The following is a 25,069-nucleotide window of genomic DNA, read 5'->3' on the forward strand; positions in this document are numbered from 1 at the left end:
CTGGCGTCTGTCCTTGATTTGAAAAATCGAGGACGACGACGAAGGACGAGAATGACGACGATTAGGCTATTGGAGTGGCTGGCGAGGGTTTCGATCTGGTGGGTGTGGACTGGTGGCTAGAGTGCCGCAGGACAGGATGCCATCGTGGAGTGTCACATTGACCGGATTGAGATGGGAAGGCGGCTTCGGAGGATTTACGATTTTAGAAGGACGATTTACGAATCGGGATTGAAAGGCTGCAGGCTTTCCCAAGGTGCTTGGGCTTTTCAATCAGATTGGATGCATCGTTATTCAAAGGAGCTCAGGAAACGAAGCAAGATGCTGCTGTAACCCGCACTCAGGATGAGTGCGCTACGCTGAAGGGCTTGGTTCGCTTAACGTTAAAGGCGCTTAGTTGAAAGGGTTATTGAGCTGAGCTGGACGTTGTCGTTTCGGGTTCAAAAACTCGTTGACGGTGGGGGGACCGCCGTTACCATGCCCGTTCGGTTTTTTTGACTGATCAGAAACTGTAATTGGAACCTAAATTAAGATTATGGCTGTAAAAGTTGCTATCAATGGCTTCGGACGGATTGGCCGCTTGGTCTTCCGCGCGATGGTGGAACAGGGTCTCGTGGGCAAGGACGTGCAGGTCGTCGCCGTGGGCGATATCGTTCCCGCCGATAACTTGGCCTATCTCTTGAAGTATGATTCCACCCAGGGCCGCTTCAACGGCACGGTGGGTTCCAAGAAGTCTTCTGCTGACAAGGCGGAGGACGATGTGCTGATCGTGAACGGCCAAGACATCCTCGTCGTCAGCGCGAAGAGCCCGGCGGAGCTGCCTTGGAAGGCGCTCGGCGTGGACGTGGTGATCGAATCCACGGGTCTCTTCACGGAAGCGGAAAAGGCCAAGGGCCACATCGCCGCGGGTGCGAAAAAGGTCATCATCTCCGCTCCGGCCAAGGGTGAAGACATCACGGTGGTCATGGGTGTGAACCATGAGAAGTATGATGCCGCGAAGCATCACATCATCTCGAACGCGAGCTGCACGACGAACTGCTTGGCGCCGCTGGTGCACGTTTTGTTGAAGGAAGGTTTCGGCATCGAAGAAGGTCTGATGACCACGGTGCACGCTTACACGGCCACGCAGAAGACGGTGGACGGCCCGAGCAAGAAGGACTGGAAGGGTGGCCGTACGGCAGCTCAGAACGTCATCCCGAGCACGACGGGTGCCGCCCGCGCTGTGGCGCTGGTTTGCCCGGAAGTGAAAGGTAAGCTCACGGGTGTCGCGTTCCGCGTGCCGGTGCCGACGGTGTCCGTCGTGGACATGACGTTCAAGACGGTGAAGGAGACCAGCTATGCTGAGATCTGCGCCGCGATGAAGAAGGCGAGCGAAACCTACCTGAAGGGCGTGCTGGACTACACCTCGGACGAAGTGGTGAGCAGCGACTTCATCCATCACACGGCTTCGTCGATCTTCGACGCGGGTTCTGGTGTGGAATTGAACAGCCGCTTCTTCAAGCTGGTGAGCTGGTACGACAACGAGTGGGGCTACAGCAACCGCGTGGGCGATCTGCTGAAGTACATGATCGCTAAGGGTCTGTAATTCGGGTTCGCAAAGAATTGCGAACGGCGGCTTGGGTAACCAGGCCGCCGTTTTTGCTTTTCAGGCATTGAACAAACCCTGCCTTGGACTCGTCTAACTAACCGTTAGACATGGAATAGAAACGGAGCTAGTTTCTCCGATAACGGAAACTTTAATAATCTAAAAATATGCGCAAGTTGCTCGCTCTGTTGGTGTTCGTCGGTGGTACGGCTCTCGTCCAGGCGGATGAAGTGAAGCTGAAGGTCGAAGGCATGGTCTGCGAAGAAGGCTGCGTGAAGTCTGTGGACAAGGCCCTCGGCAAGCTGCCCGGCGTGACGAAGAAGGAAGTGAAGATCGGCACCGCCGATGTCACGTTCGACGCGTCCAAGACATCCAAGAAGGAGATTATCGCTGCCATCGAAAAGGCTGGTTACACGGTGCAGAAGTAAGCGAAAGTTTTCAGAAAAACGGCCATCTGGAAACAGGTGGCCGTTTTCGTTTTAGACTGCCTGCAGCGTGATTTGGAAGCATGATCGCCGCGCGAATTCTAGCCGAATGTAAGCGGATGCATCCGAGCTAGCGCGAGGTAAAGTATACGGCCTGGACAGAGGGAATATCACCCATGCAGCTTCAGATCGCTTTCAGATGTGGAGCGCAGTCCCGAGATCTAAGAATTCTCTCTGTTGCCAGCGGCGATGGGTTTACTATGCTTGGTGGATGAAGTCGTTTTTACGCTGCTGGCTGCTGGTGGTTGTACTGCTGTCTTTCACGAGCTGCAAAACTACGGGTCCGGAGACCATGCCGCCATCCGTTAAGGATGACGCCTACCTTTTTTTCCAGCATAATAATGTGGAGCTTTTTTGGGTGCCCTCCAGCGGATCATTCGCGGATTCGACGTTCAATGCGGTTTCCACAACCGCTCCTTCGCAGACGGCGATGACGCTTTCCAGAATCATGGCCAAGGGCGGATTGAAGCAGGTGGACCTGGCCATTTCTGGGCCGAACAGTGAGAAGGTGCGGCGGGTGATCAAGGACGCCTTCAAAGAGCAGATCACGCGGCTGCCCAAGCTGTATGTGCTCTATATCGGTGAGCCGACGGAGCTGGAAGAGATCGAGAAACTGGCGAAAGAGCTGAACGTCCGCTTCTATTACATCGCCAAGCCGCAGTCGGAACTTGGAGGCAAGGCGCCCAAGAAAAATAAGGAAAACGAAGGCAAGTGAGCCTCTGGCCTCTTACCAAGACTGCTGTTGGCCGTATTTCAGGAGGAAGTAGAGGAAGAACGCTATGTTCGCTGCCCACGCGCCAAGCAGGAGAGCTTGCACCGGGCGGTTCACTTCCGGCTTGTCTACTTTGGCGACTGCGATGGCTTTGTTCATTTTGTTTTTCACGTCTGAACCGGATCACCGGTTTTGGGGCCGTGAACCTGATGATTCATCGGCATCAACCGTTCGTTACTTAAGTGATCCAGCAACTCTGCTAAACACGCCTGGAGTTCTAACAGAGATGGAGACAATGGCTCTACCGTGGGCCACGTAATTCGGGATAGGGGGAAGGCTTGTCTTATTTTGTCGTTCAAGCGGGGATTTCAGAAGTCAAAATCGAGAACAATGAGGATAACAGGCTCGAGAAGAGGAAGGACTTCAGCGGGTTCGCTTTCCCTCTAGCCTACGGTCTGGCGGAATGTTACAACGTCCGCCCATGCATCGTCTGAAACAGAAACTGTTGTTGTGCGGACTGCTGGCGTTCACGCTGGCGGCGGGCAGCGGCTGTTCCGTTAAGAAGATGGCCATCAACAAGCTGGGCGATGCTCTAGCCGGTGGCGGGACGACTTTCTCCAGTGATGACGATCCGGAACTGGTGAAGAGCGCGGTGCCGTTCAGTCTCAAATTGATCGAGAGTCTGCTGGCGGAATCACCGGAGCATGAGGGGCTGTTGCTCGCCGCTGCGAGCGGCTTCACGCAATACGGTTACGCCTTCGTCCAGCAAGAAGCGGATGAGGTGGAGGAAGATAACCTCATGCGTTCACGCGAGTTGCGGGCGCGGGCGCAGAAGCTGTATCGCCGGGCGCGGGATTACGGTTTGCGCGGCTTGGAGGTGCGGCACGAAGGCATCACGGCAGCACTGAAACAAGACCCGAAGAGCGCGGTGGCGGTGCTGACGAAGAAGGACGTCGCGCTGATGTATTGGACGGCCGCCTCGTGGGGCTCGCTGATCTCGCAATCGAAAGACCAGCCGGACATCGTCTCGCAACAACCGATCGTAGAAGCGTTGTTTGATCGCGCGCTCGCTCTGGATGAGACGTTCGAGTCTGGTGCGTTGCATTCGGCGATGATTTCCTACGAACTTTCCCGGCAAGGCGCCGAGGGCAAGCCAGCCGAGCGCGCACGGAAGCATTTCGCTCGCGCCATTGAACTTTCGAAAGGCCAACAGGCCGGGCCTTACCTCTCGCTCGCCGAAGGCGTGAGCTTGCAGGAGCAGAACGGCAAAGAATTCAAGGCGCTCCTCGAAAAAGCGCTCGCTGTAGATGTGGATGCCAAACCGGAATGGCGTCTGGCCAATCTCGTCATGCAACGCCGGGCGCGCTGGCTGCTGGGCCGCATGGACGACCTGATCATCCCTGAATTGCCTCCAACTGAAACGAAGCCATGAAGTTGAACCGTCGCAAAATGTTGAGCTCGGCGCTGGCCGCCGTCGCTGTCACGTCACTGAATCCTGCCGCCCTGCTCGCGCAGGATAAGAAGGTGAATGTGCGCCTCGGCACACTGGTGCCGAAAGGCACGTCATTTCACACGACGCTGCAGGAGATGGGGGATCAATGGCAGAAGGCTTCCGTCGGCAATGTGCGCCTGACGCTCTATACCGATGGCACGATGGGCGGCGAGGCTGACATGGTGCGCCGGATGCGTGTGGGCCAGCTCAACGCCGCGCTGCTCTCAGCACCTGGCCTGGCGACGATCGAGGATTCCGTCCGCGCCTTGCAACTGATGCCGATGATGTTCGCCTCGCTGGAGGAGTTTGACTACGTGCGGTCCAAGCTGGAGGCGGGATTGGAAAAGAAGTTCTTGGACAAGGGTTTTGTGGTGCTCTACTGGGGCGATGCGGGATGGGTGCATTTCTTCTCGAAATTCCCGGCGACGAAACCGGATGACTTCAAGAAGGGCAAGATGTTCGTGTGGTCCGGGGACAAAGACAGCATCGGCATCATGAAGGCCATCGGCATCAACGCCATCCCGCTGGAGCAGACGGACATCCTGACCGGCCTGCAAACGGGCTTGATCGACTCCGTTCCCTCCGTGCCGTTCTATGCGCTCGCGGGACAGTTTGACAAGCCCGCGCCGCACATGCTCGCCGTGAACTGGGTGCCGCTGGTCGGTGCCACTGTCATCACCAAAAAGACCTGGGATGAGATTCCGGCCAACGTGCAGGCGCAGTTGAAGAAATCCGCGCTGGAGGCTGGCACCAAGATCAAAAAACGCAGCCGTGAGGAGGCGCTGGAATCCATCGCCGCGATGGAGAAGCGCGGCCTCAAAGTCACGAAGCTGACTCCCGAAACGCAAACGGAGTGGAACAAGTTCGCCGAGTCGGTCTATCCGCAGATCCGCGGGAAGATCGTCCCGGCCGAAATGTTCGATGAAGTGCAGAAGCTGGTGAAGGAATATCGTGCAAGCAAAGGTGCGGGCCAATGAGCGAAGCCGCCGCTGCAGCCGCCCCGTCTCCTGTGACTCCGCTGCAACGCGTCGGCGCGTTCCTGCGTGGTACCGAGAACTGGATACTGACCCTGGCTCTCGGGGTCATGATGCTGCTGCCGTTGATCGAGATGGGGTTGCGCAAGGCTGGGCACACCGGTCTGGCAGGCACGAACTCCATCGTCCAGCATCTCACCTTGGTGCTGGGTATGCTCGGAGGTGCGGTCGCAGCTCGTGAGGCGAGATTGCTTGCGATGTCTTCCGCCAACACCTTCTTCAAAGGGCGGATGAAGGATGTCGCCGGCATCTTCAGCGGTGCCATGGCCATGGTCATCACCGTGTTTCTCAGTGTGGCCGGCTGGCAATTCGTCCAGAGTACCCGTGAAGCCGGTGAAAAATTGGCCTATGACATCCCGGCCTGGTCGGTGCAGCTCGTGATGCCGGTCGGTTTTGCCCTGATCGCGTGGCGTTTGTTGCGACACGCTTCGGACCGGTGGAAGGGCAGAGGCATCACGCTGGTCATCACCATCGCACTGGTGTGGCTGGCTTTGAAGCCGCCGGTGGAGCCGGAGAAGCTCGTCACCCCGGGCCTCACCGTTTTGTTGCTGGCCACCATCTTGGGGGCGCCGGTGTTCGTCACCTTGGGTGGCGCAGCAGTAATTCTTTTTTGGGGCATGGATTTTCCCATCGCCTCGGTACCGTTGGACCACTACCGCCTCGTCACGAACCCATCGTTACCAGCCATTCCGTTGTTCACCCTGGCTGGATATTTCCTGGCGGAAGGCGGTGCCTCCAAGCGGCTCATCCGGGTCTTTCAATCCTTGTTCAGCCCGGTGCCGGGTGGTACGGCCATCGTTACTTGCGTGGCCTGCGCGTTCTTCACCACGTTCACTGGCGCTTCCGGCGTCACGATCCTGGCGCTCGGCGGTTTGCTGATGCCGGTGCTTATTGCGGAGAAGTATTCGGACAAGAATGCCCTCGGTCTCATCACCAGTGCCGGTGCGCTGGGCTCGCTCTTTCCGCCCTGCCTGCCGTTGTTTCTCTATGCCATCATCGCGGGCAATGCAGGCGCGGACATGCCGCTGGAGAGCATTTTCTTGGGCGGCCTCATCCCGGGTCTTTTGTTAGTGGCGGGCACTGCGGGATTGGGTGCCTGGCAGGGGCGTGGCGGCAGCAAGGAACGTCCGCCCTTCAATGGCAAGGAAGCCCGGGCTGCCTTGTGGGATGCCAAATGGGAACTGGCCATCCCGGTGATCGCGCTGGGCGGCATCTTTGGCGGCATCGCCACGGCGGTTGAAACCGCCGCCCTCACCGCCTTCTACGCTTTCTGTGTGGAGACGTTCATCTATAAAGATCTCAAGCTCACCAAGGATGTTCCGCGCGTGATGACGGAAGGCGGCCTGGTGGTAGGCGGTGTGTTGTTGATCCTGGGGGTGGCACTGGCCTTCACCAACTATCTGGTCACCAGCGAAGTGGCCACCGCCGCGCTGGATTGGGTGCAGGCCAATATCAAATCCGCCTTGCTCTTCCTCTTTGTGCTGAACCTCTTCCTGCTCGTCGTCGGTTGCCTCATGGATGTCTATTCCGCCATCATCGTGGTGGTGCCGTTGCTGGTGCCGATGGGCGAAGCTTTTGGCATCCATCCTGTCCACCTTGCCATCGTCTTCCTGGCGAACTTGGAACTGGGCTTCCTCACACCGCCCGTGGGCATGAATCTCTTTCTGGCCTCCTACCGCTTTGGCAAGCCGCTGCCGGAAGTGTATCGTGCAGTCGTGCCCATGCTCGTCGTGCGTTTCATCGTGGTGATGCTCATTACATATATGCCCTTCTTCACCACCTGGCTGCCGGATCTGATGAAGGAAAAGCCCAAGGTGGAACAGACAGTTGAAGCAGTGGCGGCACCTTGATTTCGAGTTACAATCTCCCTCCCAATTGTAATCGCGAGATCGGATGGATTTGCTATCCTGTCGCTGATTCATTCGGGAAACCGCGATAATCAGGCCAGGCCATGGCTACCAAGCTCGTCATCAAGCAAGACGCCAAGCTGAATCCGCACGTGCTCGATATGCGCCCGATCACCTGGGAGCAGCGCCGCGAGTGGTTTAAGCAAGGGTTGGTTTTTACCCTCTACTGGTGGTGGGGCTTTTCGATTTTGTTGTTCAACTTCTGGATTAAAGACGAGGTTATAAGCTGGGGGATGATCTTGGCCTGTTTGGTGGTCGTGCCACTCTTTTTTGGCGCGGGCATCGCTGGCATACTCGAATTGAGGCTGCGTTTAGAGCGCAGGGTTTCTCGGACTCTCTCTATTTCTACCGGCCATCCAGTGGTGTATTCGGGAGAGATGCGCTTCTCCTGGGAAAATATCGAAGGCTGGCATTTCTCGTCTTTGAATGATGGTTCGGGGTATCAAAAACTGACGATACTTAGCCACCGCAATTCACATCGCAGCGATCCACGGCTCAGATACCTCAAGCAGTGGAGCCTTATCATAACCGACTACACACAAGTGGAAGCGCTCAAATCTTTGCTGCAACAGGCGGAGAAGGACGGCAAACCGGGCACCCGCCTGCTCTCGATGCTGCCTCCGGCTTCTGAGCCGCGTAAACTATCGTGGGCCGGTATCAGTTCTATGGTGATTGGCATTACGGTGGCGATCCCCGCTTTGCTCGGGCTTATAGTCGGTTGTTTGATGCTCTTTAAGAAAAACGTCCTGTACCGTCGCGTAACGGATGCTTCGCACGGTGGGAATTTCGAAAGTGCTTTCAATTCCTTTCTAAATCATTTCAACAGTACGTGGGAAATCGCCTGGCTACTGGTCATCGTAGGCGTGCTGACCGCATTGGTCGGTGGCCTGCTTGTCCGCTGGGGAGAGCGTGCGATAGTCGCTAAACATCAGGTCTGATTACCTGGCTTCCTGCCTGATTACAATCGCCTCCCTTGACGCATTTGCCCTGCTGTAGCCTATTTAATCTTGAAACCACGGAAGACAGACCATGACTACCAAGCTCATTATTCAGCAAGATGCCACGCTGAACTCACATGTGCTGGACCTGTCTCCCGTCTCGTGGCCAACACGTTGGGCGTGGATGAAGGAAGGACTATGGCTGGCTCCCATCTGGTTCTGCGGTTGCGCCTTTTGGCAAGCAATGCGCTGGATTGATGATTTGCCAGCCTCATGGGGTCAATTTCTAGCAGGTTTTCTCACGCTCACGTTATTGGGCTGCTTGGGAGTGGCAGCTCTACATGAATGGTTGGACTGGCACGAAAAAAAGTCATCCCGCAGACTTTCCCTTGGACCGAAGCAAATCATCATGCATCCACGTCGGACCTTGCCCTGGAAAGCGATTCAAGGCTGGCATTGGGCTCCTTTGGCCGGGAATGCAGACCTTCAGAAACTGACCGTAATTTATCTTCCCTACGCTAAAGCTCGCTTTACCCGTCAATGGAGCATGGTGGTGACTGATCCGGCACAGGTGGAAGCGTTGCGAGAATGGTTATCCGATCGCATCCAAGCAGGACAGCCCGGCGCAAGCTTGCTAACAACGCTGCCTGTTTCTCACCCAATACCACTGGCACACATGTTCATGGGAATGGCATTCATGACCTTAGGTATGTTATCTCTGATGTTTTCCAAGATGATGGCGTTTCTTGGAATGTTATTCCTGCTCTTCAACTTTCAGATCCAACCTGACCTGTTCTCTGCACCGAAAGAAAACCGCAACCTGATCGGTTTGTTCGAAGATTTCGCCGCACTTTTCCGCAGCAACAGTACTTATGAACTAGGTTGGGCATTAGTCATCACCGCAGGCGTCATGCTTCTCACCACCCTTGCGCTATTCAAATTAGGCAACCTGCAGTTGAATAGTAAAACAGTTGCGTGAACTCAGCAGATCACTCGCCTGCCTTCGCCACGAACCACAACTCTCCCCAGCCCACTTCGTTAGCCCCATAACCAGCAGCCTCCACACCGCGGAACAATTCCGCGAACGGCGTGAACTGCAGTTTGCCCGCCATCGCCGCGCGTGCGAATTGCGGCCGCGCGATGAACTCGCCCTTGATCCCTGCAGCCTCGAAACCCACGTCCTGCAACAGCTCCAGCCAGATTTCTGCCGTGTGATACGGCCACAACTTCTCTGCGGCGAGATCCATGAAGCGCTGGCTCTCCGGAGAGTTATCCCGCAGACATGGGATAATGCCCACCAAGCGGCCCGCCGGATTCAGATGCCCCTGCGCCAGCGGGATCAACGTCTCTGCCAGCATGATCTCCGTTAACGGTCCGGCCAAGAGGATCGCGTCCTGACCGTGATCGAGAATGGTGGGCGTGTTCAGCATCGCCGCTTGCAACAACGGCAGCGCGAGCGCGGGACTGGACCAATCACTCCACGCGAGACCGGTCATGGCCGATTCCACAAACCGCCCTTGCGCCGCCAAGTCTTCCTCCGACCAGCGCAATGCCTGGTCGTGCGGGTAATGTTGCAAGAACTCGGCGAGCGCTGGTGAAAACATCTGCATGACGGGGATAGGGTGGGAGTTTGACATGGAACTGGCAAGCCGTACGAGTTAAGAAAAGACAGGTGCGTGATCAATGGTATCTCGAAGGAACAGCAATCCACCATACACTTTATGCTAACGGAATCTGATGTCATCAACGCTGTCTGTGATTACCTCCGTTCTCTTGAATGTAGTGTTTCGTGTCACCGTTGTGAAACTGAGCAAGGGGATGACATTGAAGCTGTGAGTCCTGCGGGGCAGACTATCCTCATAGAAGCAAAAGGCGAAACCAGTTCACAAAAACATACGAAACGTTTCGGAAAAGTGTTCACTTCAAATCAGGTATTGGATCATGTGGCCAAAGCTGTTTACCGCGCCTGTGATTGTGCTAGTCGTGGTAATGTTTTGGCGGGAGTGGCATTTCCCAAGAACAAGCATCATGAATCTCGTGTTGAAAAGATTCAGCCTGCGTTAAAGAAGCTTCAAATCGAAGTATTTTGGGTTTGCGTCGAAACCAAACAGGTTTCCGTAATGGGCAACTGGGACTTGATACTTCATGATCGCTAAATCCATATGAGCGAAAACGATGACGATTTGGTCGAATATCGGGGCTCGGTGAAAGGGCTTACCGGTGCGGACATCGAGCAGATACCGTCCAAGCTGAAATGTTCCGGTTGCGGCTTTGTACTGATCAGTGCGAAGAAAAATCACAAGAAGAAGCACATGCAGTTGGTGATACACACCACTATACTTCCTGAGTTTACTCACCCGAGTGAACGCATGGGTGTACTTACCTGCCATAAGTGCAAAGTGAAAACGAATTTTGACCTATTGATGTTCGGGGTGAAATAACAAGGGCATTACCAATGCAAAAAGAAGCCATTACCGCCATATTCGATCAGCAAGCCGCGACGTATGATCAGAAATGGAGCGAACTGGCTCCCATCAATAATGCGCTGCATCTGCTCACGAGCGCGGTGTTGCTGAAACTTCCTGCCATGGCGAACCTCCTTTGCGTCGGTGCTGGAACTGGCACGGAGATTCTTTATCTCGCGAAGAAATTTCCCGGCTGGACTTTCACTGCGGTGGAGCCGTCCGTGCCTATGCTGGATGTCTTCCGCCGTCGTGCTGAGGAAGTGGGCATCTCTGCCCGCTGCACCTTTCATGCGGGTTATTTGGATTCATTGCCGCCGGGCGGATTGTTCGATGCCGCCACCGCTTTTCTCGTCTCGCAGTTCATACTGGATCGCCAAGAGCGCTCACAATTCTTTCAAGGCATCGCTGATCGATTAAAACCTGAAAGCATCTTAATCAGTGCTGATCTAGCGGGAGACCTAAACGCTCCGGATTGCCGGGATCTGCTGAAAGTCTGGTTCACACTCATGAAAGGCAACGGTGTTGCACCAGAGGAAGTGGAGAAGATGCGCGAGGCATATATCCGTGATGTCGCCGTCCTGCCGTCGCAACAGGTTCGCGAAATCATCACGAGTGGTGGCTTCGAATTTCCCGTGCAGTTCTTTCAGACGGGATTGATTCACGCGTGGTATGCAAAGCGATCTGGTATATAAGTCGGAGCAGATTATCACATTCCACCACCAAGCAATCTAATTTTTACTGGCCGAACTTGTCTCGCTAAGTTTTGCTAAAGATGTCTTAAAAAGACACAAGCAAGTTTACAGGAATTGTGGTTCCTCCACCGGAGTAGTGTCATGATGTCCGTTCTTCTTCACGCTTTCAGCGGTCCAGAGATGCAACTGCTGTCGTTGCGATTTGATTTTTGGCGTAAAAAGGCAGTTGTAGTCTTCCCTGAATTTACGCAGATACTCGGCTTCTTCTCTGACATCTTCAAAGCGAGCAACGATATCCTCTACAGGTCCTATCTCAATCCCGGTCCAGCGCCGGTTTTTGATTTCGGCGACCACGTAAGTTGAACCGGAACCACCAAAAGGGTCAAAAATGTGATCCCCTTCCTTGCTGGCCATTTCAATCACACGGTCTAGAAGTTTAATGGAAAGCTCATTTGCCCCCGCGCGTTTCTTGTAGCGTTTGTGGCGAACAGGAGGGATGTCATACCAAACGTCCGTTAAATTGACCCCGAGCGGGTTCATTTTGTCTTTGTAACCGCCATAATCGGTCAGGTCATTAAAGCAATGCGGGCAGACCTTCATCGGCAGTCGATCTGGCTTAAAGGCCGCTGGCCGCTCACCTTTGGCATAGTAGAGCAGCGAGTAATGCGAAGGATACAAGCGGTTAGCCAATGGTAGTGAAAACTTCATGTCCACGGCGATCCAGTCACGAAAAACCAACCGACCATTCAAATATTCGGCAATCGCCGTGTTCCATTTAGGAAGATTGTATATGAATAGGCTTCCACCCTCGGCCAAGAGACGAATGCATTCATCAACCCATGCAAAACACCAAGAGAGATAGTCTTCACTCTTGAGTGCATCATTGATTTTCGAGGGATACTGTTTGTTTATGTTGAAAGGTGGATCGGCAAAAATCAGGTTGAAAGAGCCGGAGGGCAATCCCCTCATCAGGCTTAAGCAATCCCCTTGATACAATGATCCTAGGTTTGTGGAGAAAACTCTTCTCGCTGGAGGCAGCTCAGATACTTGAACCTGATCTTTGATTTCAGAAAAACTTTCAGCCTCTTTCATCAAAAGATTGCGAACGTGGTCATCGATCAATCCCATGCGCAGCTTAACAACCAAGGGGTTCAGTCCGTATTCTTGGCAAATCTGTTTTAATTCCACATCCGAAGGAGCAAGCAAGGCGGTATCCCAATACTTTACGAGTTGCAGCGAAACTCCAGCCGCAGTGGCAATGCGCTGGAATTCAGGGCCTGAAGGTGTGACCTCCAGCGCATGCAATAATGATCGTAATGGTCGCATATCTATTGCGGACAATAGTCCGTAGATTGAATCTGTCAATTTCTGTACAAACCAAACATTGAAATTAGGTCCAAAATCTTTCTCCAGAATCCTTAAATCTTTGCGTAATGCGAAGAAAATTTCGCAAGAAAAATTAGCTGAATTGAGCGGGTTGGACCGCTCTTACGTATCTTTATTGGAAAGAGGACTGCGACAACCCTCGTTGGAAACTCTTTTCTTGATTGCCAGTGCATTGGAAATCTCGCCTGCAGAAATCGTGCGGAAAATAGAGAAGGATTCCAATGCTGATTAAACAACGCAAAGATATTTTGGCTCCTGGGAATGTTCTTGATCAACAATGGTTTCAATCCATTTGCAGGGAGGTCGAAATAGCGATCGAATCGGTAATCCATCCTGCCGGAACCAGCACTTTTAGAATAAATCCCGTTAGACAGGGAAATGGGGTGATACCAATTAAGCAGAATTTCGTAAAATGCCTTAAGGAAAAGTACGGGTGGGAATTGGAATCTCGGCTGGAAATTTCGTCCTCCGGTAAAAATGCTGGTAAGATTGATGCTGTTAAAGCGATTCCCGGAACTGGCAAATATTTTGCCGTCGAATGGGAAACCGGCAATATATCTTCAAGTCATAGAGCATTGAATAAGATAGCCTTGGGCATCATCAGCGGCAAATTAGTTGGAGGCGCCTTGATTGTGCCGTCTCGGAAGCTGTACGAGTATTTGACAGATCGCATTGGTAACTATGCCGAAATGGAACCCTATTTCCCCGTTTGGGGAAATTTGAAGGTAAAAGGTGAGTGTATCATCTCAGTCTTTGAAATTGAGCACGATTCAGAGGATTCATCGCTTCCTTTAATATCAAAAGGCAAAGATGGAATGGCGAGAGGGCTTTTGGCGTCTAGGAAAAAGAGGTTGAGAAAATCACGACCGTGATGTGATCAATGTATCCTTTGGGTTGCTGAAAACTCGGTTTGTAATCAAAGGACTGGGCACTCGACACCCCGCTCCCCAGAGCCTATTGTCCCGCGCAATGTCTGATGGTTCTTTAGTTATCGCGGGCCGCACGTTCCGTTCCCGCCTGATCCTTGGCACGGGCAAGTTTTCCTCGCCCGAGGCCATGCGCGATGCCTTGGCCGCGAGCGGCACGGATATGGTCACCGTGGCCTTACGCCGAGCTGATCTGAGTGGCAAGGGGGATACCTTTGCCAACATCCTCGATTTCATCGATCCTGCGAAATATCTCCTGCTGCCGAACACCAGTGGCGCGATGAATGCGGAAGAGGCCGTGCGCCTCGCCCGTCTCGCCGTCGCGGCCGGTCTGCCCAAGTGGGTGAAGCTGGAGATTCATCCCGACCCGCGCTATCTGCTGCCGGACCCGATCGAGACGTTGAAGGCCGCCGAGATTTTGGTGAAGGAAGGCTTCACCGTGCTGCCTTACATCAATGCCGATCCCGTGCTGGCCAAGCGCCTGCAGGAAGTCGGCACTGCTACGGTCATGCCGCTGGGTTCGCCCATCGGCTCGAATCGCGGCATCCAGACGCGCGACCAGATCCGCATCATCATCGAGCAGGCGACGGTGCCGGTCGTGGTCGATGCCGGTATCGGCGCACCGAGTCACGCGGCGGAAGCGATGGAGCTCGGCGCAGACGCCGTGCTGGTGAACACCGCCATCGCCGTGGCGACCGATCCGAACCGCATGGGCATCGCCTTCAAGCAAGCCGTTGAGGCAGGTCGCACTGCGTATGAGATCGGCCTGGCAGCGCAGTTGAATACTGCGAGTGCTACGAGTCCTTTGACCGCGTTCCTTGATTAGAAGCAGTATGCACGTGAAAATGAGCGCACACTGGAATCAAGCATCTCCCTCGCCCCTCGGAGGGGAGAGGGCCGGGATGAGGGGTGCCCGCGCTTCATTGCGAGCCAACTTCGGGACGGGCACCCCTCATCCTCAATCCTTCTCCCCTCCGAGGGGCGAAGGAAGAACAGTTGCCGCATCTATTAAAAGTGCCTGACGGATTCTAATGACTTTCATGAAAACGCTCAGCCCCAAACGCCTTCGTGAGATCCTCACCACCGCCGCCAAGACGCGCGTACTGGTCCTCGGTGATGTGATGCTGGACCAGTTCATCTGGGGCCGCGTCACGCGCATCTCGCCCGAGGCACCCGTGCCCGTGGTAGAGTTCGAGCGTGAGAGTTTCATGCCCGGTGGTGCGGCGAACGTCGCGCGCAACCTCACGGCCTTGGGTGCGAATGCAGAACAGTTCGGCGTGGTGGGCAGCGATAGTGCAGCCAAGACGTTGAAAGACCTGCTCAAATCCGAGCGCGTGGAGACGAACGGGCTCATCGCGCTCAACGGCAAGATGACCACGCGCAAGGTGCGCCTCGTCGCGCATCAGCAACAGATCGCCCGTGTGGACCGCGAGAATCGCGGGGACATCGATGCGAAGGTAGAGCGCCGTATCCTTGCCGCTGTGGATGAACGGTTGCCGGAGATCGACGCCATCATCGTGGGTGATTACGGCAAAGGCGTGGTGACACAGGATCTGCTGAACAGCTTGAAGGAGCGTTGCCACACTCGCGGCATCTGGCTCAGCCTTGATCCCAAGCCCACGCATCATCTGGATCTTACGAAACTTTCGCTCATCACGCCGAACCGCAAAGAAGCCTTTGAACTCGCAAGCATGCGGGACACCGGCCATCGCTGCGCGAACCCGCTGGAAGATGCGGATCTGATGACCGTGGCGAACAAGTTGCTTGCCACACTGCAACCGGCTTTGCTGCTCGTCACCTTGGGTGATCAAGGCATGTTGCTCTGCCAGCGCAGTCACGCGCCCTATCATATTCCTACCGTGGCACAGGAAGTTTTTGATGTGTCTGGCGCAGGCGATACGGTCATCGCGTCGTTCACACTCGCTGTGGCAGCAGGCGCGTCTCCGGTGGAGGCGGCGATCTTTTCCAATCACGCGGCCGGTGTCGTCGTGGGCAAGGTCGGCACAGCCACCGTCACCCCGGAGGAACTCGTGGCGAGTTTCAAACTCAAGAAGTAACCGAAGATGAAACGCGCTGTATTTTTGGATCGCGATGGAACGATCAATATCGAGAAGAAGTATCTCTCGAAGCCTGAGCAACTCGCTCTCTTCCCCGGTGCGGAAGCGGCGATGAAACGTCTCCAAGACGCAGGCTATCTGCTCATCATCGTCACAAACCAGTCGGGCATCGGCCGCGGTTATTACACCGAGACGGACATGCACAAGGTGCATGAACGCATGCTGGAAATGTTTCAGCCGTACGGCCTGAAGATCGAGAAGATCTATTTCGCCCCCGAATCTCCGGAAGAGCCAAGCCGTGGTCGCAAACCATCACCGGCCTTCCTGCAAGATGCGCGGGATGAATTCGGCATCGACCTTGCGCAGAGCTACATGATCGGTGACAAGCTCATCGACCTGCAATGCGGTTGGAATGCTGGCGTGAAGAAATCCATCCTTGTGCGCACGGGTTACGGTGCGGAATGGGAACGCGATGAGCCGGAACTGGTGAAGCAGGCGTGGGTGGTGGATACACTGGAAGAGGCGGCGGAGAAGATTCTTAAAGGATGATCAGAGTCATGATGAAGGTGAGACATTTTTTGTGGCTGCTCCTTGGAGTCTCGTTTTTCATTGCTGGTTGCGCCTCCCAGCAAGAACCGCATGGAGTGCCTATTCCGGTTCAAGCCGCGCCCGCAGCGGCTGTCTATGTGCCTAAGGGCAAACCCGCGGCCAAGAAGTTCAAAGTGGGTGAGCATGGTGTTCTTGGTTTCGATCTGCCGCGTGGATGGAATTATCGTCCGTATCGCACGAGCCCGCTGATCCCGGCGTCGTTCCGCTTGGATGCGCCGGATGGTTCGGCGGCGATGATCGTCAGCATCTCCTGGGATGGCATCGGCACGGGCAAGGAAGCACCAGATGAGCAGTTGCTCGAACGCAAGTTGCGCAATGAGGCGGAGAAGCGCATCCGCACGTCCGTGGAAAAAACGGTGGAGGTGAAGACGGTGATCCTGGATGACGGCCATGTGCAATACGCGCAGTTCACGCAGGCGATGTGGGTGAATGCCGAAGTGCCCAAGGGCAACTACCGTTACAGCACGGATGGCGTTTTCCGCTGTGGTAACCTTTGGGGTGCCATCACCGTTTATTCGCAGGATAAAACCGGCGACTCTTTCCGCCCCGCTTTGGAAGTCATAAAATCTTTCCGTAAACTCGACCGCTAAGCAGCATGAACATCGTAGGCATACTTCCGGCGCGTTACGCTTCCACCCGTTTTCCCGGAAAACCGCTGAAGCTCATCGCAGGCAAAGCGCTCATCCTGCACGTGATCGAGCAATGCCGCAAGGCGACCACGCTGAGCGAAGTGATCGTGGCCACGGATGACGAACGCATCCGTGCGGCAGTAGGCCCTTACTGCCGGGTCGAGATGACTGCTGAGCATCATCCGAGCGGTTCAGATCGTATCGCGGAAGTTGCGGGCCGATTGAACTGCGATGCCGTGGTGAACATCCAGGGTGACGAACCGCTCATCGATCCGCATGTCATTGATCTCGTCGCGCAAGCACTCATCACTTCGGAGATGTCCACCGCTGCCACCCCCATCAAACAGGTGGAAGATTACGATAATCCGAACGTCGTGAAAGTGGTGGTCGATTCATCCGATCGCGCGCTCTATTTCTCGCGCCGCACCATTCCTTACCTGCGCGATGCGGCGGGCAAACCCTCTGCCGAGCAATTGAAGGCGTTCCCGTTCCTCAAACATTTAGGCATCTACGGTTACTTGCGTGAGACATTGCTGAACTTGGTGCGTCACCCCGTTTCTTCGTTGGAAAACGCAGAGAAGCTGGAGCAATTACGTGCCTTGGAGAATGGCATCCATATCCATGTCTGTCGCGTGGACTATGAGAGCATAGGTGTGGATACGCCGGAAGACGTGGCTCGCGTGGAAGCGATCTTGGCGGGAAAGAAATGATCGTTACTCAGGTTGTCAGTCTGCGCTACAGAAGAATTTTTACACATGTCCAAGCAATCCAAACCGGTGCTGGCGGTAGAGGCGCTTACCATCATCCGCAACACACAGACCATTCTGGACGATGTCTCATGGGAAGTTAAGCGGGGCGAGCATTGGGTCATCCTTGGCGCAAACGGTTCCGGCAAAACATCATTGCTTAGTTCACTCGCGGGTTATATGCCGCCGACTTCGGGTGAGATGGCAGTGTTTGATCGCGTGTATGGGGAGACGGATTGGCGCGAGCTGCGTCGGCGTATCGGTCTCGTCAGTTCCTCCATCCGGCAGATGATGGCGGATACGGAGACGGGGTTGGAGACTGTCGCGAGCGGCAAGTATGCGATGATCGATTTCTGGGGGCCGGTAAAACGCGCTGACAAGGTGCGCGCTCTGGAAATCCTCAAACAAGTCGAGTGCGAATACCTCGCCAAGCGTCCATGGCTCTATCTATCTCAAGGTGAGCGCCAGCGCGTGCTTATCGGCCGCGCGATGATGGCGCAGCCGCACTTGCTTATCTTGGATGAGCCTTGTGCAGGGCTGGATCCGGTAGCCCGTGAGAACTTCCTCCATTTCCTAGAACGCCTCGCCACCTCTCCTTCTGCGCCCACTCTTGTCCTGGTGACGCATCATGTGGAAGAGATTGCCCCTGCCTTCACCCATGTCCTGATGCTGAAAGGTGGCAAAGTCCTCGCTGCCGGGGAGAAAAAGAAAGTGCTCACGGCGAAGTTGCTGGGTGAAGCGTTCGGTGCGCAGGTGAAGCTGAGATCACGGGCGGGCATTTATTCTCTCACTGTTGGCAAGGCCCGTACGAACGTGATCATCTGATCTGGTCGTGGGGATTTTGGATATTGCCAGGCCGTTTGGACAGGGTATCTCGCCCCTTGCGAAGGTCACTGCGGCAGCATAGCATCCAAGTGTCACAGGAGTATCGCGACACAACACATGGACCACGCAGCATGCAGGTGTTGGAAATAAAGATTCAGTGCGCTTGCGGTTCACGCTTCGCTTTCGACGTGCAACCGGTTCATGGTCGCATGCCTTCCACGGTCGCATGCCCCCGGTGCGGCTGTGATCATACAGGAGATGCCAACCTCCAGATCGCCCGCAGCATGGCTCCGCCGCCGCTCCACGATGGCCGCCGAGGGCTGAAGATCTTAAATCTTCCAGCTTATAATCTTCCGGAAGCCGAGCCGGATGACCAGATGCTTGTCTCCATCCCGCAACCAGGCATTCAGATGTTGCCTGTCGGGGGGAAGACCAATCGCACCACGGAACTGGACATCCCCATCATGGATAACAGTTCCGCCGCGCCGCATTTGCAAGGTGCTGTGGATGCCGCGATCAATTCCTCCCAGGTGCCCATCATTCCGGGAGGCACGGGTGCGCCATCGGCGGAAGTGCATGGCAGTTCTGGACCGGCTGCGCCAGCTCCGGGCGGATTGCGTGTGCGCCAGAGCAGGAAAGGTCAGACCACCACGGTCATTCCGCCACCGTTGCCGCCGCCTGAGGATGCACTTCCCGTCTTGAAGCGCAAACCGGTTCCGGCTGCGCCTGTGTATGATGACGATCCACCGCAAGGCGTCCTCGGCTGGATCAAGGCGAGCGGCAAAGTGATCTTCGCAATTTTCATCGGGTTGCTTTTCGTGCTCAAGATCATCGGAAAGTTCAAACTCGCGAAGATTCTGGCGTTGTTTGGCATCGGGGCGGCCAGTTCGACTTCTGATCTGAACATTCCGCCGGGCAATTTCCCGTTCGTAGATGCCACGCAGATCTACGTGCAGGTGGATGACTCCAGGAAAGTGGTGGATGCGTGTGTGGCTTATTGGAGTGCGCAAGGCAGGACACTGAACGTGAAGGAGAGCTCTGACGGGGAAGTAGACGAACCCAAGCATTGGCTGGTGTTTCCGGCGCATCACGGCTATGTGACCATCTTGGGTGACTTTGATGTGGACCAGACTTTCGTGGATGGTCTGGCGCAAAACCTTTCCATGACCTTCAATTCCACGGTGATGAAGATGGTGGAGGATGACATCGGCTCCCACCGCTTCACCGTGTTTCAATCCGGCCAGAAGCAGTTCTACCATCAACTGGATATCAAGGTGAACGGAAAAGATCTGGAGACCAGCTTCAAGGTGGAGAACGAGAACTGGGTGGTGGAAAAAGGCTACTTCAAACCGGATGGCGAAGGATTCAAGGGTTTTGATTTCGATGATGTGGACAAGGTCTCCCAGCAGCTAGGATTGCAATGGTGGACTTTCCCTGAGGATGCCAAGGGCTTTCACGACTTGAGCGAGTAGGGGAGTTAGAGCTATCTTGTTGGCGTGAAGAAGACCACGCAGCATCGCATCATCCTCGTCACCGCTCCCAATCTTAAAACGGCCCGCAAGCTGGTGAAAGCGGCACTGGAAGCGAAACTCGTGGCGTGTGCGAATCTCATCCCGAAGATCGAGTCTCACTATTGGTGGCAAGGGAAGCTGGAGCGCAGTGCTGAGGTGCTGATCCTCTTCAAATCCACTGAGGCGAAATTGAAGGCTTTGGAGAAAACCATTTTGGCAAACCATCCGTATGACACGCCAGAGTTTGTGGTGTTGCCGATCACAGCGGGGAATGAGCGGTATCTGGACTGGGTGACGGGGGCGGTGAAGTAGTCGTCAAAACTTTGCCGTGTAGAAGGGGACGTCGAACCAGAGTTCGTTGAAGTCGAATTGCAGGGTGGGTGGTTCGAACCCGGCCTGGACGAGATAGAATTGATTGCGCGTATGGAGCAGGCGGAGCATTTCATCGAACATCTCTTCTTCAAACGCCACGAGATGATAGCGCTTCTTGCGCAGCTTTGCGTGTTCCATCTGTCTGAGCAAATTCGCCATGGACTCCGGAGAACGGAGCATCACCCAGATCTCTGCCTCGTGGACTTTCACGGCGAGTTTATCGAGCTTCTGCACAGTGCATTCGCCGCATTCCACCCAGAGGATGGGGTTGAGCTGGTAGTCCAATTGCACCACACCGGGGATGAAAGGGATGTCCTCGTTATGCAGGTTGGGGCTGAGTTCGAGGCGCTCACGGAAGAGCAACACGTAGGCGAGGAGCTTCAGCACGACGTGTTCATCCGTCTCCAGATCGCTGCGACCAATGATGAGCTTCTCCGGCAGCTTGCGCTGCCAGTCATCACTCCGCAGATCAAAATTGAACTTGCTGCTCATGCCGTTCAGGGCAGCCGTTGTGCCATAGAAGCGGAGAGGCCGCAATGGGGTGTTCGTGGAGCGCGGGTTGACCTAATCAGCAGCAACCCTCGCTCCGGCTACTCCGCGATGCGCGCGCCGATAGGAGCCAGATCGGTGAGGCGATCCACCGGTTGTCCCGCTGACCAGCAGATGCCGCGCAGGGCGAGCACACGGAAGATCGGGTCATCGAAGGTCCAGTTGTAATGGCCAGGGATGCTCACGAAGACACGGCCGGGGCCGACATTGCGCGTCCACAATTGCGGACGGAGCTGGCCATCCTCCATGGAGCTAGCGAGGAGGTTCACGTTTTTCTCTTCCCCCCGGAAGAGCCAGTAGGATTCATCAATGAACTTCGCTTTCGTGAAGCTCGTCGCATTGAAACCCTTCGCCAGTGGATGCTCGGCGAACTGCAGATCGAGCGGACCATGGCGATATTTCAAGAGCGGTGAGTTCGAGGCGAGGCCGATGCGGCGAGCGAAAGCTTCGGCATCACCACGGGCTTCTACGGCCCAGTGGAAATAGACCGCGCCTTTGCCGCGCGCGAGGTAGCTGTCCAGCTCCTGGCCTTTGGTCTCATCCCATACGGGATTGTTGTTGAAGAAGCAGATGACATCGGCTTTCGCGAACTGTTCTGCGCTCGGCCATTTGTCGGCGGTGCTGACGGTCACGCCTTCGCTCATCGCGAGGAGCTTGGACCAGCGGCGTTGCCACATGGGATAATCATGCTCGCCTTTGCCATGATCTTTCGGTCCGGCGCAGAGGACGATGTGCATGGGTTTCATTTGGGCGGGCAATGGCTCACGACTGCTTAGCACAGCATTGAGTTCTGCACGAGAACGTGCGGGTGGAGCGCCGCCGATCTCGATGGGCGCGGGTTCCAGCGGTACGGTCAGAAGGAAGGTCATGAGGTCTTTCATCGCTGCTTCGCCGAGGCCTTTATCCAAGCCCTCGGGCATGAGGGAAATGGAGGAAGGCTTCACGCTCTTGATGGTGTTCTTGGCTACGCGAAGGGGTTGGCCGGTGGCGCTGCCGAGGGTCAATGCTTCTGCATTATCGCCCATGATGACGCCGGTGAGGACATCGCCATCTTTCAGTTCGATATTGAAGGCGGTGTGATCGGGATTGATGGCGGCGCTGGGCTCGCTGATGTCGCGCAAGACGCTGGCGTAGTCGCGATGGATCAGATTAGAGAGATCGGGGCCGAGCTTGCCTCCGACGCCACTGACTTGATGGCACTTGGAGCAAGCGGCTTGTTCACTGTGGAAGAGTTTTTGTCCACGCAACCAATTGCCGCCAGCGAGTTCAGGGACGACGCGTTCGGAGGCGAGTTTGACGGGTTCGACGGTGGGTTGTGCGCCGGGGAGGAAGAAGCGGCGGAGGGGGAAGGGGCGTTGCCGCTCATCGAGGCTTGTGCTCCAGTGCAGGGACGGCATCGAGGCTTGGGGAGAAGGTGTGATAGTTACATTAAATAACGCCCAGTCTCCATGCTCTGGGGTAATATGGTGGCTGTCCTGAAAGCGTCCGATGCTGACTCTCAAATGATGGCTGCGAGCGCCGCTCAGCTCAGATTTACTTTCGCCACCGCCTCGGAATTGAGTCGAGATATGAATCTGTTCTGAAGGGTAATCGTGATCCAACTTAGCACCCTGCTGAATCTCTGGTTGAAGCATGCGGTTGAGATCCAGTTGGGTGAGCAAAGTAAGAAATCCTCCTTTTGCTGAAGCAGCCCACAATTCCTCATGCGTTTTGCTTCCTTGCGTAAATGCTTTCGAGGCTTCGGCGTCTATATGCGGCAACCAGCCTTTCCAGTTGCTTTTGCCATCCGTTGATTTCCACTCGGCTTGCACGCCATTCATATCTGCCAGCACTTCGATCTGGTCGTAGGCGGCTTTTGTTTTCGAGCCGAGCTGGAGCTCGGCGCTCCGGGAGACGTTTGGTAGCTCCACGGCGTAGTTCACGGCAGCGGTGCGTGGTGGTGTGGTGAGCACGAGGGTGCGGTTGTCCGGTGTCACGTTCGCCGAAAGCACGGGGACGTTGTAGCGCGGGACGGCTTTTTGGTCTTTGATGACCTGATAGCCGGGCCACATGGCTTCGAAACGGTCGCCGGGCATCACGTATTTGCCTTGCGTGATCTTTGTTTCCTTGGCGAGGTTCTTCAAATTAGCCGGATTCAACGGACGGTCGAAGGCGACGCGGATCTCCGTCGGGCTCGCGCTGTAGGTGACGACGGGTTGTGGGGCTTCCTTGTCCGTGTAGGAGATCTGAAAGAGTTTGCCGATGCCGCTGGGGCCAGTGCCCCAATCCGGTTTACCGCTGTGCGTGGAGACAATGGCGTGGCCTTTCGGCGTGATGCAGATATCCGTGGTGAGCAGGTTCAGGCACGCGATGAGATGGTTCTGCGCCACGTAGCCCGACGAGGTCTTCACGAGCTTGGTGCGGTAGATCTTGCCGCGGGATTCACCGGTCATCAGCACATCACCTTCCCAGAATTTCGGGCCGAAGGCGGGGCCGCCGTTCACGCCGTAATTGAAATTGAAACCGCAGGTGGATTGATGCTGCGGCGCGTAATCGAACACGCTCGGTTCATCTACCACGTTCGGCAGGTGTTTGGGGTGACGCGGCGGGAAGCCGTAGTGGCGGTTCGGCTGGATGTGCAGGAGTTCATCGAAAGGATTGCCATTCGGCAGCCACGTCGCACCTTCCTGTTCGCTGGCGAAGAGATCGCCGTCCTTGTTGAAGTGCATCGCCACGGGGAAGCGGATGCCGGTGCAGATGATCTCGCGCTTGGAGAAATCCGGTGACACTTTCAGTACGGTGCCACGCTCGGATTTGAGATCGTAAGCGGCCACGCCCGTGTCTTTATCGATGAGGTAGCCGTTCGCGTAATTCGCAGTACCGAGCGCGAAGTAGATGTTGCCGTCCTTATCGAGCGCCACGCCGATAGCATCCACGTTCTGCGTGATCTCCTTCCAGCCGGTGGCCACGATGATCTCTTCATCCGCTTTATCATCGCCGTCTTTATCGATGATGAGCGAGAGCTTGCCTTTGCTGGGCACGAAGACGCCCTGTCCTTTTGCGTACCCGGGCGGCGTGAGGGCCATGCCGATGGGGCCGCGCATGGTGTTCTTATCCCAGAAAAGCGTGGCTTTGTCCTCAATGCCATCGCCATCGGTATCGGAAAGGATGTGGATGTGGCCGTTGTAACCGAGTGCGACGAGCTTGCCGTCTGCGCGGTACTGGATGCTGTTGATGTTTGGGATCTGGATGGGCAGTTCCTTCACGGTGAAGCCCGGCACGAGCATTTGCACAGGAGGCGGGTTCGCGACGATTTCCAAAGGACGGATGCCAGCGGGATCATCCGTGCTGGTGAGCGCGGCGTGTTTGGCGGTGAGGTAATTCTCCACCTTTGCACGATCACCACCGGAGAGGACGCGATTGAAGACGAGGACTTCAGCGATATCGCCGGAGTAAAAGCTCTGCACGGAAGGCAGATCGGCGGTGTTAGAGTAGGAGCGAGCGCCGATGACGAGTTCATCCATGGTCATGGCCTCGGCCTTGCGATCGCGACGACCATGATCCTGGCCATTCACAAATAGCCGCACGCCCCCCGTGCCCGTACCGAACTGGACGCTCAAGGTGTAGAAGCGGCCAAAGGGATAACCAGAGTTCAAAAGATTCGCTGCACCACGAAATCCAGCGCCTTCAGTATTTAAGACAGTGAACTGCTCACTGCCTTTGGAGCCGAGGTCCACATTCAAGCCGCTGACGTAATCATTCACGCCGCGCTTATTGAAGGCGAGGAAGCCGGGGAAGTAGCCGTTGTTGTTCTTAGGCGCGGCGACGATGAAGACGGTGGCATTCGTGAATGACCCGTTGAGATTTGCGGCACCGAGGAAGTCATCCTTGCCATCGAAGCGGAAGCTGGCGGAGTTCACGACGGAGAAAAAGCGCGGGCGGCTCTCCGTGATGCGCTGGGAGACATGGCGGCCCAAGCCCGAGCCATCGAACCACGTGTCCGTGGCGGTGGAGTTGTTGAGCGTGGGCAGCTTCAGCGCGGTGCGGGCGGCGTTCTGCTGCGCGGCATCCAGCCAGAGTTCGAGGCCCTCAGTGACGGTGAGTTTACCATCGGCCCATGGTTCCATGGCGGAGGTTGTATGAAGGGCGGCCAAAAGAAATGCCGACAGCAAG

The 25,069-nt window shown here is 55.6% G+C and carries 26 protein-coding genes; 21 read left to right on the forward strand and 5 right to left on the reverse strand.

Features of this window, described 5'->3' with window-relative positions:
* Positions 1–532 precede the first annotated feature (532 nt).
* The 3 genes from gap (at position 533) to VGH19_14050 (ending at position 2,782) form a co-directional block, all read left to right on the forward strand.
* Positions 533–1,582: a type I glyceraldehyde-3-phosphate dehydrogenase gene (gap, locus tag VGH19_14040; protein ID HEY1172485.1), complete on the forward strand. Its 1,050-nt coding sequence runs from the start codon at positions 533–535 to the stop codon at positions 1,580–1,582.
* Between the two features lie 167 nt (positions 1,583–1,749).
* Entirely contained in the window at positions 1,750–2,010 is a 261-nt protein-coding gene (locus VGH19_14045) for a heavy-metal-associated domain-containing protein (GenBank protein ID HEY1172486.1), read from the forward strand.
* A gap of 349 nt (positions 2,011–2,359) precedes the next feature.
* Entirely contained in the window at positions 2,360–2,782 is a 423-nt protein-coding gene (locus VGH19_14050; GenBank protein HEY1172487.1) for a hypothetical protein, read from the forward strand.
* 12 nt (positions 2,783–2,794) lie between these two features.
* Here VGH19_14050 and VGH19_14055 read toward each other — a convergent pair whose 3' ends face one another.
* On the reverse strand, positions 2,795–2,938 hold the full coding sequence (locus VGH19_14055; GenBank protein HEY1172488.1) for a hypothetical protein: 144 nt from the start codon (positions 2,936–2,938) through the stop codon (positions 2,795–2,797).
* 322 nt (positions 2,939–3,260) lie between these two features.
* Here VGH19_14055 and VGH19_14060 point away from each other — a divergent pair, with 322 nt between their 5' ends.
* The 5 genes from VGH19_14060 to VGH19_14080 all read left to right on the forward strand — a co-directional run bounded on the left by VGH19_14060 (position 3,261) and on the right by VGH19_14080 (position 9,129).
* A complete protein-coding gene (locus VGH19_14060; GenBank protein HEY1172489.1) occupies positions 3,261–4,211 on the forward strand; it encodes a TRAP transporter TatT component family protein in 951 nt (316 codons plus the stop codon).
* The gene (gene dctP / locus VGH19_14065) at positions 4,208–5,248 is read left to right on the forward strand and encodes a TRAP transporter substrate-binding protein DctP (GenBank protein HEY1172490.1); all 1,041 of its coding nucleotides are present in this window, start codon (positions 4,208–4,210) and stop codon (positions 5,246–5,248) included. Before VGH19_14060 ends, dctP begins: the two co-directional genes overlap by 4 nt.
* Positions 5,245–7,155 carry a TRAP transporter large permease subunit gene (locus tag VGH19_14070; GenBank protein HEY1172491.1) on the forward strand — a complete coding sequence of 637 codons (1,911 nt, stop codon included), beginning with the start codon at positions 5,245–5,247 and terminating at the stop codon, positions 7,153–7,155. The genes dctP and VGH19_14070 overlap by 4 nt, the downstream gene beginning before the upstream one ends.
* Positions 7,156–7,256: 101 nt before the next feature.
* Positions 7,257–8,150: a hypothetical protein gene (locus VGH19_14075; protein ID HEY1172492.1), complete on the forward strand. Its 894-nt coding sequence runs from the start codon at positions 7,257–7,259 to the stop codon at positions 8,148–8,150.
* A gap of 91 nt (positions 8,151–8,241) precedes the next feature.
* Positions 8,242–9,129, forward strand: a complete 888-nt coding sequence (locus VGH19_14080; GenBank protein ID HEY1172493.1) for a hypothetical protein — start codon at positions 8,242–8,244, stop codon at positions 9,127–9,129.
* 10 nt (positions 9,130–9,139) lie between these two features.
* Here the strand turns inward: VGH19_14080 and VGH19_14085 are convergent, their stop codons facing one another.
* Entirely contained in the window at positions 9,140–9,754 is a 615-nt protein-coding gene (locus VGH19_14085) for a hypothetical protein (protein ID HEY1172494.1), read from the reverse strand.
* A 117-nt stretch (positions 9,755–9,871) separates the two neighbouring features.
* Here VGH19_14085 and VGH19_14090 point away from each other — a divergent pair, with 117 nt between their 5' ends.
* The 3 genes from VGH19_14090 to VGH19_14100 are packed head-to-tail and all read left to right on the forward strand — an operon-like array spanning position 9,872 to position 11,307.
* On the forward strand, positions 9,872–10,306 hold the full coding sequence (locus VGH19_14090) for a hypothetical protein (protein ID HEY1172495.1): 435 nt from the start codon (positions 9,872–9,874) through the stop codon (positions 10,304–10,306).
* A gap of 6 nt (positions 10,307–10,312) precedes the next feature.
* Positions 10,313–10,591 (forward strand): hypothetical protein, encoded by a 279-nt coding sequence (locus VGH19_14095; GenBank protein HEY1172496.1) that lies wholly within the window; start codon positions 10,313–10,315, stop codon positions 10,589–10,591.
* 14 nt (positions 10,592–10,605) lie between these two features.
* The gene (locus tag VGH19_14100) at positions 10,606–11,307 is read left to right on the forward strand and encodes a class I SAM-dependent methyltransferase (protein HEY1172497.1); all 702 of its coding nucleotides are present in this window, start codon (positions 10,606–10,608) and stop codon (positions 11,305–11,307) included.
* Between the two features lie 105 nt (positions 11,308–11,412).
* On the opposite strand, the gene VGH19_14105 is transcribed toward VGH19_14100, so the two are convergent.
* The gene (locus tag VGH19_14105) at positions 11,413–12,633 is read right to left on the reverse strand and encodes a site-specific DNA-methyltransferase (GenBank protein ID HEY1172498.1); all 1,221 of its coding nucleotides are present in this window, start codon (positions 12,631–12,633) and stop codon (positions 11,413–11,415) included.
* 58 nt (positions 12,634–12,691) lie between these two features.
* Here VGH19_14105 and VGH19_14110 point away from each other — a divergent pair, with 58 nt between their 5' ends.
* The 10 genes from VGH19_14110 to cutA all read left to right on the forward strand — a co-directional run bounded on the left by VGH19_14110 (position 12,692) and on the right by cutA (position 20,308).
* Positions 12,692–12,925 (forward strand): helix-turn-helix transcriptional regulator, encoded by a 234-nt coding sequence (locus VGH19_14110; protein HEY1172499.1) that lies wholly within the window; start codon positions 12,692–12,694, stop codon positions 12,923–12,925.
* Complete coding sequence (locus tag VGH19_14115; GenBank protein HEY1172500.1) at positions 12,915–13,565, forward strand: restriction endonuclease; 651 nt, start codon at positions 12,915–12,917, stop codon at positions 13,563–13,565. Before VGH19_14110 ends, VGH19_14115 begins: the two co-directional genes overlap by 11 nt.
* A gap of 97 nt (positions 13,566–13,662) precedes the next feature.
* Positions 13,663–14,445, forward strand: coding sequence for a thiazole synthase (locus VGH19_14120; protein ID HEY1172501.1), 783 nt, complete (start codon positions 13,663–13,665; stop codon positions 14,443–14,445).
* Positions 14,446–14,659: 214 nt separating this feature from the next.
* On the forward strand, positions 14,660–15,676 hold the full coding sequence (gene rfaE1 / locus VGH19_14125) for a D-glycero-beta-D-manno-heptose-7-phosphate kinase (GenBank protein HEY1172502.1): 1,017 nt from the start codon (positions 14,660–14,662) through the stop codon (positions 15,674–15,676).
* A gap of 6 nt (positions 15,677–15,682) precedes the next feature.
* On the forward strand, positions 15,683–16,225 hold the full coding sequence (locus tag VGH19_14130) for an HAD family hydrolase (GenBank protein HEY1172503.1): 543 nt from the start codon (positions 15,683–15,685) through the stop codon (positions 16,223–16,225).
* Positions 16,226–16,320: 95 nt separating this feature from the next.
* Entirely contained in the window at positions 16,321–16,875 is a 555-nt protein-coding gene (locus VGH19_14135; protein HEY1172504.1) for a hypothetical protein, read from the forward strand.
* 5 nt (positions 16,876–16,880) lie between these two features.
* Positions 16,881–17,624, forward strand: coding sequence for a 3-deoxy-manno-octulosonate cytidylyltransferase (gene kdsB, locus VGH19_14140; GenBank protein HEY1172505.1), 744 nt, complete (start codon positions 16,881–16,883; stop codon positions 17,622–17,624).
* A gap of 45 nt (positions 17,625–17,669) precedes the next feature.
* Positions 17,670–18,485 carry an ABC transporter ATP-binding protein gene (locus VGH19_14145; protein HEY1172506.1) on the forward strand — a complete coding sequence of 272 codons (816 nt, stop codon included), beginning with the start codon at positions 17,670–17,672 and terminating at the stop codon, positions 18,483–18,485.
* 284 nt (positions 18,486–18,769) lie between these two features.
* Entirely contained in the window at positions 18,770–19,957 is a 1,188-nt protein-coding gene (locus VGH19_14150; protein ID HEY1172507.1) for a hypothetical protein, read from the forward strand.
* A gap of 24 nt (positions 19,958–19,981) precedes the next feature.
* Positions 19,982–20,308 (forward strand): divalent-cation tolerance protein CutA, encoded by a 327-nt coding sequence (gene cutA / locus VGH19_14155; GenBank protein ID HEY1172508.1) that lies wholly within the window; start codon positions 19,982–19,984, stop codon positions 20,306–20,308.
* Positions 20,309–20,311: 3 nt separating this feature from the next.
* On the opposite strand, the gene VGH19_14160 is transcribed toward cutA, so the two are convergent.
* Together VGH19_14160 and VGH19_14165 are read right to left on the reverse strand one after the other, a co-directional pair.
* Complete coding sequence (locus VGH19_14160; GenBank protein HEY1172509.1) at positions 20,312–20,860, reverse strand: YaeQ family protein; 549 nt, start codon at positions 20,858–20,860, stop codon at positions 20,312–20,314.
* 98 nt (positions 20,861–20,958) lie between these two features.
* Positions 20,959–25,023: a ThuA domain-containing protein gene (locus VGH19_14165; protein HEY1172510.1), complete on the reverse strand. Its 4,065-nt coding sequence runs from the start codon at positions 25,021–25,023 to the stop codon at positions 20,959–20,961.
* Positions 25,024–25,069: the final 46 nt, after the last annotated feature.

Source organism: Verrucomicrobiia bacterium (assembly GCA_036405135.1).
In the GTDB taxonomy this organism is placed as follows: Bacteria; Verrucomicrobiota; Verrucomicrobiia; order Limisphaerales; family JAEYXS01; genus JAEYXS01.

Bases quoted from the DNA above. Each gene is read 5' to 3' on its own strand.
- VGH19_14165 (HEY1172510.1), bottom strand. From the start codon at position 25,023: ATGGAACCATGGGCCGATGGTAAACTCACCGTCACTGAGGGCCTCGAA.
- VGH19_14075 (HEY1172492.1), top strand. From the start codon at position 7,257: ATGGCTACCAAGCTCGTCATCAAGCAAGACGCCAAGCTGAATCCGCAC.
- VGH19_14085 (HEY1172494.1), bottom strand. From the start codon at position 9,754: ATGTTTTCACCAGCGCTCGCCGAGTTCTTGCAACATTACCCGCACGAC.
- VGH19_14090 (HEY1172495.1), top strand. From the start codon at position 9,872: ATGCTAACGGAATCTGATGTCATCAACGCTGTCTGTGATTACCTCCGT.
- VGH19_14095 (HEY1172496.1), top strand. From the start codon at position 10,313: ATGAGCGAAAACGATGACGATTTGGTCGAATATCGGGGCTCGGTGAAA.
- rfaE1 (HEY1172502.1), top strand. From the start codon at position 14,660: ATGAAAACGCTCAGCCCCAAACGCCTTCGTGAGATCCTCACCACCGCC.
- VGH19_14115 (HEY1172500.1), top strand. From the start codon at position 12,915: ATGCTGATTAAACAACGCAAAGATATTTTGGCTCCTGGGAATGTTCTT.
- VGH19_14150 (HEY1172507.1), top strand. From the start codon at position 18,770: ATGGCTCCGCCGCCGCTCCACGATGGCCGCCGAGGGCTGAAGATCTTA.
- VGH19_14105 (HEY1172498.1), bottom strand. From the start codon at position 12,633: ATGCGACCATTACGATCATTATTGCATGCGCTGGAGGTCACACCTTCA.
- VGH19_14100 (HEY1172497.1), top strand. From the start codon at position 10,606: ATGCAAAAAGAAGCCATTACCGCCATATTCGATCAGCAAGCCGCGACG.
- VGH19_14080 (HEY1172493.1), top strand. From the start codon at position 8,242: ATGACTACCAAGCTCATTATTCAGCAAGATGCCACGCTGAACTCACAT.
- VGH19_14160 (HEY1172509.1), bottom strand. From the start codon at position 20,860: ATGAGCAGCAAGTTCAATTTTGATCTGCGGAGTGATGACTGGCAGCGC.
- gap (HEY1172485.1), top strand. From the start codon at position 533: ATGGCTGTAAAAGTTGCTATCAATGGCTTCGGACGGATTGGCCGCTTG.
- VGH19_14145 (HEY1172506.1), top strand. From the start codon at position 17,670: ATGTCCAAGCAATCCAAACCGGTGCTGGCGGTAGAGGCGCTTACCATC.
- VGH19_14055 (HEY1172488.1), bottom strand. From the start codon at position 2,938: ATGAACAAAGCCATCGCAGTCGCCAAAGTAGACAAGCCGGAAGTGAAC.
- VGH19_14130 (HEY1172503.1), top strand. From the start codon at position 15,683: ATGAAACGCGCTGTATTTTTGGATCGCGATGGAACGATCAATATCGAG.
- VGH19_14120 (HEY1172501.1), top strand. From the start codon at position 13,663: ATGTCTGATGGTTCTTTAGTTATCGCGGGCCGCACGTTCCGTTCCCGC.
- VGH19_14045 (HEY1172486.1), top strand. From the start codon at position 1,750: ATGCGCAAGTTGCTCGCTCTGTTGGTGTTCGTCGGTGGTACGGCTCTC.
- kdsB (HEY1172505.1), top strand. From the start codon at position 16,881: ATGAACATCGTAGGCATACTTCCGGCGCGTTACGCTTCCACCCGTTTT.
- VGH19_14060 (HEY1172489.1), top strand. From the start codon at position 3,261: ATGCATCGTCTGAAACAGAAACTGTTGTTGTGCGGACTGCTGGCGTTC.
- VGH19_14070 (HEY1172491.1), top strand. From the start codon at position 5,245: ATGAGCGAAGCCGCCGCTGCAGCCGCCCCGTCTCCTGTGACTCCGCTG.
- VGH19_14050 (HEY1172487.1), top strand. From the start codon at position 2,360: ATGCCGCCATCCGTTAAGGATGACGCCTACCTTTTTTTCCAGCATAAT.
- dctP (HEY1172490.1), top strand. From the start codon at position 4,208: ATGAAGTTGAACCGTCGCAAAATGTTGAGCTCGGCGCTGGCCGCCGTC.